5 protein-coding genes, 1 tRNA gene and 1 pseudogene are annotated in these 9,308 nt (G+C 43.2%); 4 read left to right on the top strand and 3 right to left on the bottom strand.

All coding sequences use genetic code 11. The features are described 5' to 3' along the window. The 3 genes and pseudogenes from AC075L_RS14665 to AC075L_RS14655 all read right to left on the bottom strand — a co-directional run. Positions 1 to 2,026: pseudogene (locus tag AC075L_RS14665) on the bottom strand (hypothetical protein); the annotation flags it as partial. Positions 2,027 to 2,131: 105 nt separating this feature from the next. Then, positions 2,132 to 3,160, bottom strand: coding sequence for a helix-turn-helix domain-containing protein (locus AC075L_RS14660; protein ID WP_022381047.1), 1,029 nt, complete (start codon positions 3,158 to 3,160; stop codon positions 2,132 to 2,134). Positions 3,161 to 3,302: 142 nt separating this feature from the next. Further along, positions 3,303 to 4,277, bottom strand: a complete 975-nt coding sequence (locus tag AC075L_RS14655) for a carbohydrate kinase family protein (RefSeq protein WP_022381048.1) — start codon at positions 4,275 to 4,277, stop codon at positions 3,303 to 3,305. Between the two features lie 253 nt (positions 4,278 to 4,530). Between AC075L_RS14655 and glgB the strand changes: the two genes are divergently transcribed. From glgB to AC075L_RS14635, 4 genes are all read left to right on the top strand, one after another. Next, the gene (glgB, locus tag AC075L_RS14650) at positions 4,531 to 6,831 is read left to right on the top strand and encodes a 1,4-alpha-glucan branching enzyme (RefSeq protein ID WP_022381049.1); all 2,301 of its coding nucleotides are present in this window, start codon (positions 4,531 to 4,533) and stop codon (positions 6,829 to 6,831) included. A 60-nt stretch (positions 6,832 to 6,891) separates the two neighbouring features. Then, positions 6,892 to 6,964: transfer RNA gene (locus tag AC075L_RS14645), tRNA-Thr, on the top strand. Between the two features lie 634 nt (positions 6,965 to 7,598). Beyond that, positions 7,599 to 8,789, top strand: a complete 1,191-nt coding sequence (locus AC075L_RS14640; protein ID WP_476387853.1) for an ABC transporter ATP-binding protein — start codon at positions 7,599 to 7,601, stop codon at positions 8,787 to 8,789. Continuing rightward, positions 8,786 to 9,187 (top strand): ABC transporter permease, encoded by a 402-nt coding sequence (locus AC075L_RS14635; RefSeq protein WP_476387852.1) that lies wholly within the window; start codon positions 8,786 to 8,788, stop codon positions 9,185 to 9,187. Before AC075L_RS14640 ends, AC075L_RS14635 begins: the two co-directional genes overlap by 4 nt. Positions 9,188 to 9,308: the final 121 nt, after the last annotated feature.

Raw genomic sequence — 9,308 nt, 5'->3', positions numbered from 1 at the left:
TTGTGTAAGTAAAAGTTTCTGTATTATAGTTTCCTTTGTTTGCGTCTTCGCCAGTGTAAAATGCGGTAGCGGTATTGTCTCCGACATTCAGATCTTTAGTTGAATCTTGCCATTCCCAGTTTTCAGGAAGAGGATCAGGATCAATCTCATTTACTTTCTTACAGGACCATGGAACGAAGATTGTGTTTTTCAATGGAAAATTTGGTGTATTGTCTGATTCCTTTATTGTAAAAGACCAATTTGGATCACTTAGGTCACCGGTGGTGGGATAATAAAAATCACCCTCATTAACAGCTATTTTTACTGTATAGTCTCCTGCGTTTACCGGAAAACCATTTATTAATTTATCTTCAGGAAAATATTTTACTGTAATATTTTCTGCCATATCCTTAAAGCTGACCTTGGGAATAACAGTAACAGGTTTGGAATTGCCATCATATGTAAGGTCAGTAGGCGGGTTAAAGTTAAAATCATTAATGGTTATAGTATGTTTGCCTTTTTGGGTGAATGTGCCTGACGTAAAAATATAACATCGATTTTTACTTCCAACAGTTACAAAATGATCTTCTCCAGTCAGCCAGGCATACAGATTGCCATCTGAGAGATGGCTGGATGGCGTCCAAGGTTTGTCATCTATAGTTGTTACCGTAGAAGAGCTTGTATTTGAAATTTCACACAGATATAGCTGGCTTCCGTTCTGAGACTGACGAGGAATACAGCCAATGGAAGAACCTTTTACTGATCCGCCGGAAATAAAAATATCAGAACAAGTGCCACTGGTATTAGTGCATCCTGCACCACCTAAAGTATGACCACTACCGATACCAGCGCCATAAGTGGAAGTTGCAGTTACAGTGCTACTAGAAATATTAATATTAGAGCAATTGCCACTGGTATTAGAGCTATCTTCACCACCAATAGCCAAACCACTACCGATACCAGCGCCAGAAGTGGAAGTTGCAGTCACAGTGCTATTAGAAATAGTAATGTCAGAGCAATTGCCGCTGGTATCACTACCTGTACCACTTGAAGCCCGACCACTACCGATACCAGCGCCATCAATGGAAGTTGCAGTTACAGTGCTATTAGAAATATTAATATTAGAGCAATTGCCACTGATACCATTACCTGAAGCCTGACCACTACCGATACCAGCGCCAGAAGTGGAAGTTGCAGTCACAGTGCTATTAGAAATAGTAATATCAGAGCAATTGCCACTGATACCAGCATTTGAAGCCAAACCACTACCGATACCAGCGCCAGAAGTGGAACTTGCTGTTACAGAGACACCTGAAATAACGATATTAGAGACAAACGACTCATTCATGCCACTGCCGATTCCGGCACCATAACCAGCCGGTTCCAGTTTTGACGAAAACGGATAAGGTTGGTCCATAGCTTTGTTTGACGCATCTAGACATCCGGTATCTTTGCCTGGCTCATTACTTATTGTAAGTAATGAGCTATTGTTCTTCTGTAAACCTGCAGAAGATTTGTTAGTCGTTATCAATTCATTGTTACCTTGTAAATATATGAGGACTTCGACTTTGACACTATCCATAATATACAAAGCAGGACCATTAGAAGTGTTAATATTTAAGTTGTTCAGGTGAATTTCAACTTTACCCTGATTTGAATTGATATTTTGAATTACAATTCGGTTTGCGGTTACCTGATTGTTACTGGTAAATTTGTATGTTCCTGCAGCGTCAATTTTATAGATTCCATTATTAACTTTGGAATTGTTAGATAGATTAATTTCGCCATTTCCCTCACCTTGTGCAGCTGCCAGGACATTTTCTGTTTCGTCGCTGAATGCAGGAACATCTTCCGGGCTGAATACGGAAATATCTTCAGATGCTTCTTTTGCCGTATCCTGCTCCTCATCTGTAAAGATTTCAGGAGTTTCTTCAGTTACCTCTTCCAGATTCCCGGAAGTAAATTCCCCCGCAAATATAGCCTGGGGGAGCATGTTTGTGGAACACAGTGCAAGTGCCATAACCCCGGCTAATAATTTCTTTCTCATAAAGATCGCCTCCCTGTTATAAAATATATGTTTATAGGGATATTATACATCATGGAATGAAATTATATAATGCCCGTTAGAAGGCAAAAAAGTGCCTTTTTGCCATTATTTATTTACAAATGGTTTCAATTCTTCGCGTTTTTCTATACCTAGCAGATGGAAAATGCGGGAAAGATAATGTTTGATCGTATTGGGGGACAGAGACAGTTGTTTTGCGATTTCCTGATTGGTCCAGCCTTTGCTTGCGAGCATGGCTATGGAGTATTCCATAGGCATCAGTTTATCTGTAACAGAGGACTGAAGCTGTGGGTTATGAATAGCCATCCAACCACGACTGAAGGCAATAACTGCCTGGGAAAGCTGTCTGTAACTCTCCGGTTCTGCAGGTTTGATGCAGGCTTCAATCTGTCCAAGCATCAACCCATGATATTCGATAAACGGTTCCAGAAATCCATCCGGTTTTGCCATGTTCCATGCTTTTATCAGAGCTTCTCTGGCCTCATCCTGCTGCTTCAGGTTGATCAGACACATAATGATCACGCAGTAGAGATATTCCATGGCAACAGGGTAGCAGCCGTCAAGCATCAGAAAGACAGACTGACATAATCCCAGCGCCCGTTTATATTCTTTGTGAAGATAAGCGTTATGAGCGAGGACATAAACAGCATAAGCGCGAAGCCCGGAAGGTAAAGATGGCAGAAAATCCTGAAGAGGAGGAAGTCCGTCTGTGGGAAGATGCATCAGTACCATGGCCAGATAGTTGGCGAAAACACAGGAAGCCATGGCTCCTTTTGGTGCAGAACTGTCTTTTGCAACAAGAAGACATTCCTGAATATTTCTGAATCCCATTCTGGAAGCAGATGGATTGCCCAGAGTAAGATTGGAAAAAGAATATAAAAGTGCTGCGGACAGGCGCAGACAGAGATCTTTGTCCTGGAGATAAAGTTCCGCAATATTTCTGCATTCTTCTGCACGTCCTGAGAAATAATATAATTCAGCCTGTGCAATCTGCCGTTGATCCGGATCCTGAAAATTATCCACAGTAGCCTGTGCCTGTCCGGGAGTAAAAGAACTGTTCATCAAGGGCATAAGACGGGAAAGAGCAGAATCCTGAAAATTATCTGATGAATTCATTGTAAAAACACATCCTTATATAATAGTAACAAACCGGAACCGGTATCAGCGTAAACAGTCCGGTGTAAATGTAGGAATTAAAATGAAGCCCTGTCTGGCAGTGCAGCGGGCTTCATTATTGTCCGTTAAGGAAATATATAAATTAACATCCTCTTGATTTCATAAAGTCAAGAACCTCTTCTTTGGTGGACATAACGCGAAGAGCACCCTTGCGTGTGGTGATCAGAGAAGCTGCCGCATTTGCGAATGTGAGCAGTTCTTTTAAGTTCTCTTCTGTCAGATTGTCCAGGCCATGTTCCAGAACATAGTTTAAGGAACTTGCGCAGAAGGTATCGCCTGCACCTGTTGTCTCGATAGTCTTTTCCTGAAGGAAAGGAGCAGCTTCCACTTTCATGTCTTTGTAGTAAGCGCGGCTTCCGTCTTTTCCAAGTGTGATAAGGATAAGCGGAATGTTGTATTTCTCTTTCAGAAGTGCGGCACCCTTGTCATAGTCTGTAGTTCCGAACAGGAATTCAACTTCGTTATCTGAGATTTTCAGAATATCGCATTTGCCAAGGCCGTATTCGATCTCTGCCTTTGCGTCATCCAGAGATTTCCATAATGGCGGACGAAGATTCGGGTCAAAGCTGATGATACATCCGGCTTCTTTTGCAACATCGATGGCATAGCGGGTTGCTTCGCGTACTCCTTCGTGAGTGGAAGAAAGAGTTCCGAAGTGGAAGATTCTGGAATCTCTGATCAGGTCTTCCTGGATTTCATCCTTGGTGAGCATCATATCTGCACCCGGGTTACGGTAGAAGGAGAAATCTCTGTCTCCGTCAGGATAGGTATGTACGAATGCAAGTGTTGTATGTACTTCGTTATCAATTACAAGATTGCGGGTGTCGATTCCTACTTCCTCTACGGCATTCTTAAGCTGGGTTCCGAACATGTCGTTTCCGACTTTGCCGATGAATGCAGTTTTTTTGCCAAGCTTCTCAAGCATTGCAAGCACGTTGCATGGAGCACCGCCCGGATTGGCTTCCAGCATTGGATTCCCCTGTGCGCTGCTTCCGTTTTCAGTAAAGTCAATCAATAATTCGCCTAATGCGGTTACGTCAAAGGCTTTGTTTCCCATTTTGTATCCTCCTTGTTGTGATGGAAAGAAGCATAGTATCCGGAACAAGATTCTTTCCATAGTTAATAACATAAATTTAGCGCAGGAAAGGGAATTTGTCAAACAATTTTCTTTATTTTTTTGTGCAAAGATGCTAAAATAAACATAACTTGATTTGTTATTGTTTACAGGTGACGTTTAATGTACCATAAATACGCTGCCGGTAAGGGTAACCGATCATCGTATTTCTGACAATCGGGGAGGTAACGCAGCTATGGACGAAAAAGTATACGGCTATATGGACTGGCCGAGGATTGAAGCTATTGTGTATGGAGAGGAAACTGCTCCCAGAGATGTGATGGGACCAAGGATCACACAGGACGGAGTTCTTATTCAGGGATTTTTTCCTGATGCAGAAGAAGTCAGTGTGATCAGCGGAAAGAAAACCTATGTCTGCGAGAAAGAGGACGAGGCCGGATATTTTGCAGTATTGCTTCCTGTACGCAAGGTGCCGGAATACAGATTTCTTATAAAAATGGGAGAGACAGAGACAGAATGTTATGATCCCTATGCTTTTCCATGCCAGATCACAGAGGAAGAGGAGAAGGCTTTCTGCGCAGGTGTTTATTATGAGGCATATAAGAAGCTGGGCGCTCATCCAATGGAGATTAAAGGAGTGAAAGGTACTCTTTTTGCTGTCTGGGCTCCGAACGCAGTGAGTGTAAATATTGCAGGTGATTTTAATGGATGGATCGGACGTGCGACTATTATGCATCGTATGCCTATGTCCGGTATCTTTGAGCTGTTTGTACCCGGGGTAGAGGCAGGGACACATTATAAATATGAAATTAAAGTCAAAGGCGGCGAAGTTCTGTTAAAGGCTGATCCTTATGGGAACAGTGCAGACCATGATCCTGAGGGAGCATCTGTTGTAGCAGATGTAAGTGCTTTTCAGTGGAATGACGGAGACTGGATGAAAGAGCGTCACAGATTTGATGACAGGAAACAGCCGGTTTCTATATATGAAACATCTCTGGAGGAATGGAAATCCGCTGAGGAACTGGTGGAATTTCTGGCAGAGGAAGATTTTACCCATGTGGAACTCCATCCTGTGATGGAATATCTGGATGATATTACAGGTGGTTATTCTACATATGCATATTATGCACCTACTTCCAGATTTGGAAGCGTGGCGGATTTTCAGAAGCTGGTAGATGAGCTGCATCAGGCGGGGGTCGGTGTGATTCTGGACTGGACACCTGCACAGTTCCCGCGTTATGCCTCCGGTCTGGAGAAATTTGACGGAACACCTCTTTATGAGAGACAGAATCCGGCAGAGGCCATTCATCCGTTCTGGGGAACATTGCTCTATAATTACGGAAGCCCGATGGTGAAAGATTTCCTGATCTCCAATGCCTGCTTCTGGGCTGAGGTCTACCATGCTGACGGTCTGCGTATGGACGATGTGGATGCCATGCTGTATCTGGATTATGGCAGAAATCCGGGAGAGTGGACACCTAATATTTACGGAACCAATGAAAATCTGGATGCTCTGGAATTTCTGAAGCATCTGAATTCTGTGATAAAGGAGAGAAATCCCGGATTGCTTTTAGTTGCTCAGGAGAACGGACTCTGGCCGGAGCTGACAGACAGTGTGGAGAATGACCATCTGGGATTTGACTATAAGTGGAGTGGCGGATGGACAAAAGATCTGCTTGAATATTTGAGCAAGGATCCTATTGAGAGAAAGAATTACCATGATCAGCTGACTATGTCCATGCTCTATGCATACTGCGAACATTATATTCTGACGCTTGGCAGCAGGGATGTTGGTACATTGAAGGATTTCGCGGATAAGCTGCCGGGAAGTGAAGAACAGAAGAATGCGCAGATCAGAGAGGCTTATGCTTATATGATGCTTCATCCGGGATGCAAGATGATGGCACCGGATAAAGATATGCCAAAGGAACTGGAAGTATTTGTCAAAGACCTCAATAATATGTATCTTGCTCATCCTGCACTTTATCAGCTGGATGATGAATATGATGGATTTGAATGGGTTCAGCTGATGAAGTATGAGGAGAATGTGATCGCATTCATGAGAAAGACAGAGAAACCGGAAGAAACTGTTCTGGCTGTCTGCAATTTCGCGGCAATCCCATATGAAAACTACAATGTGGGAGTTCCTTTTGCCGGCAAATATAAAGAAATCTTTAACAGTGATGATAAAAAGTACGGTGGTAATGGTGTAGTAAATACGAGAGTTAAAGCAGCGAAGAAGGCTGAGTGTGATGAGAGAGAGTATTCCATCACAGTAAAGCTTCCGGCACTTGGCGTGGCAGTCTTTACCTGCACTCCGGAAGAAATTGAGAAAAAGCCTGCTGCCGAGCACAGCCAGATCAAGAAATCCATCACCAAGACAAGAACTGTACGAAAGGCTGCCGGGAAAACAAAAGCAGCTGTAAAAACTGCAGTGAAACCGGTGACGAAAAAGGTGACAAAAGAAGCACCCCAAATAGTGAATAAAACGGAGGAGAAAATACCGGTCAAAAAGGACTTGACAGAGAAGAAATAATATTATAAACTAAATGCTGTGGCTGTCAGAATTATCAATTTCTGACAGATTACAGCATAAGCTGAAATAGCTCAGTCGGTAGAGCACTTCACTCGTAATGAAGGGGTCGTGAGTTCGAGTCTCATTTTCAGCTTGAAAGATATTGGGCAATTGTAATTTTATAGAAAATCCGCTATACTGAAAAGCAGAGTATAGTGGATTTTTTATGTTTTTATGGAGGTTCGTATGGTGAGTACCTTAAAATTGCCGGTAGGAATTGAAATGATTGTAAAGAGAAATTTACGTTACTGTCCACACGCCACTATCCCGCGAGGTGTTTTGGCATGAATATGCAAAAATCCCGAGACATACAAGCCAAAATTCCATTGCCGCAGGCAATCTGGAATGAATTTTGGCTAAGTTACTGTGAACGGAGTGAACAGTAACAAATTTACTTGACAATCTCGGGCCTATCCTTTAATATAACTTTTGGATTATACCAAATAAATAATGACCGGGAATCTATCAAGAAGAATGGTTGATTTCCGGTTTTCTTATGTGGACATCATGGTCAGGAGTGCACGCAGACTGGATGGAACAGGACGGACCGGATATATCTATAATTGGAAAAATGGACATATACAGATGCGAAACCATGCAGAGACTGGCACTGTAACAGGCGTCAGCATTGGCATAAACCGATGTAGGGGCGAGAGCTTTTACGCGTGGTTTCGTATCTTTTTTAGTATAAAGAGGTATCTTTTTTATATGAAAGGAGCTGAGTATAGTTGGCAGAGGTTTCACTTGAACTGAAGGAGATAAAGAAAAGTTTTACAGAAGGCGAAGCAGTTCTGGATAATATCAGTCTTGAGATCAGTAAAGGGGAGTTTATTACTTTGCTGGGATCTTCGGGATGCGGCAAGACGACAACATTGCGAATCATTGCCGGTCTGGAACAGCCCGATGCAGGAAGTGTCTGGCTGGATGGCAGGGAAGTGACAGGTCTGGAGCCGAACCAGAGGGATGTGAATACAGTATTTCAGAATTATGCCCTCTTTCCACATATGAATGTTGCGGAGAATATTGGCTATGGTCTGAAACTGAAAAAAGTTCCTAAGAGTGAGATCAGGAAAAAAGTTTCTCAGATGCTGGAACTGGTGCAGCTTGAAGGATATGAAAAAAGAAAGCCTTCCGAACTCTCGGGCGGTCAGAAACAGAGAGTTGCCATTGCGAGAGCACTGGTGAATAATCCCAAAGTTCTGCTTCTGGATGAGCCGCTGGGAGCACTGGATCTGCAGCTTCGCCGCGCGATGCAGATAGAACTGAAGCATCTGCAGAAGAAACTGGGAATTACATTTATCTATATCACTCATGATCAGGAAGAAGCTATCAACATGTCTGACAGGATTGCGGTGATGAGGGACGGACGTATTGAGCAGATCGGAACACCGGATGAAATCTATAATCATCCAAAGACCAGTTATGTGGCAACATTTGTAGGAAATGCGAATATCCTGCATGGAGTTGCAGAGAGTATTCAGGGAGAGAATGCAATCGTAAAAATTGGAAATGACAAGGTAATTGTAAAGCTTGAAACAAGTCAGCAGAATACAGGGGCAAAACAGCACCTTACAGCAGGAGAGAACGTAACTCTGGCTGTGAGAAGTGAAAATATATTGTTGCAGGAAGCTGCCGCAATCGGTGATACCGGTACAGATAACGGAGACACTGTTGATATAAGTGTGGCAGGCGGGATTTCGGATATACATGATACGAATAGTATATCGGGTTTACAGGCGACTGTTACAGAGAAGAACTTCGCAGGAGGTCAGCTTCGTGTAACTCTGAAGCTGAGTGATGGTACACAGTTGATCGCCAGCAGATACGGAATCGACGCATCCGTAGCAGAAGGCCAGACAGTGAGATGCAGTTTTTCTGCCGACAGATGCAGTACTGGTAGACAGGGAGGACATTCATGAAGAAGCGTAGAAACCGTTCTGACAGTTCTGCATGGATGGCACTTCCACTGTATATTTTTACCATTGTGTTTGTGGTATGCCCCCTTGTCTATATGGTGGCGCTGAGTTTTGCTACGCCCTCCAGAGGATTTGGGGTGACCTGGAAATTTACGCTGGACAATTACAGAAATATTCTGGAACCTGTATACCTGAATACATTTGTGGAATCACTGAAGCTGGCATTTACCAGTACGATAGTGATCGCTTTGATCGGCTATCCGTTCGGGTATTTCATGGCGAGGCTGCCGGAGCACAGAAAGAAAAAGGCGCAGCTTCTGTTGTCTACGCCGTTCTGGGTAAATTCCCTGATCCGTCTGTATGGCTGGATCATTATTCTGCAAGAAAAAAAGGACTTTTGAATTTTGTATTGATAAAACTCGGGATCATCTGAGAAACCGCTGTCCATCCTGTACAGCTATCCGGCAATTGTGATCGGTATGATTTATGTGCTTCTCCCGTTTATGATCATGTCTGTATACT

It is taken from the genome of Blautia sp. ZXY-1-B12, assembly GCF_056339915.1.
Note: the sequence above shows the minus strand (reverse complement) of the source record. Positions and strands in the feature narration are given on the sequence as shown.

What these genes read in the sequence shown, in the direction of transcription:
- AC075L_RS14660 (WP_022381047.1), bottom strand. Translation starts at nt 3,160, where the DNA reads ATGAATTCATCAGATAATTTTCAGGATTCTGCTCTTTCCCGTCTTATG.
- AC075L_RS14655 (WP_022381048.1), bottom strand. Translation starts at nt 4,277, where the DNA reads ATGGGAAACAAAGCCTTTGACGTAACCGCATTAGGCGAATTATTGATT.
- glgB (WP_022381049.1), top strand. Translation starts at nt 4,531, where the DNA reads ATGGACGAAAAAGTATACGGCTATATGGACTGGCCGAGGATTGAAGCT.
- AC075L_RS14635 (WP_476387852.1), top strand. Translation starts at nt 8,786, where the DNA reads ATGAAGAAGCGTAGAAACCGTTCTGACAGTTCTGCATGGATGGCACTT.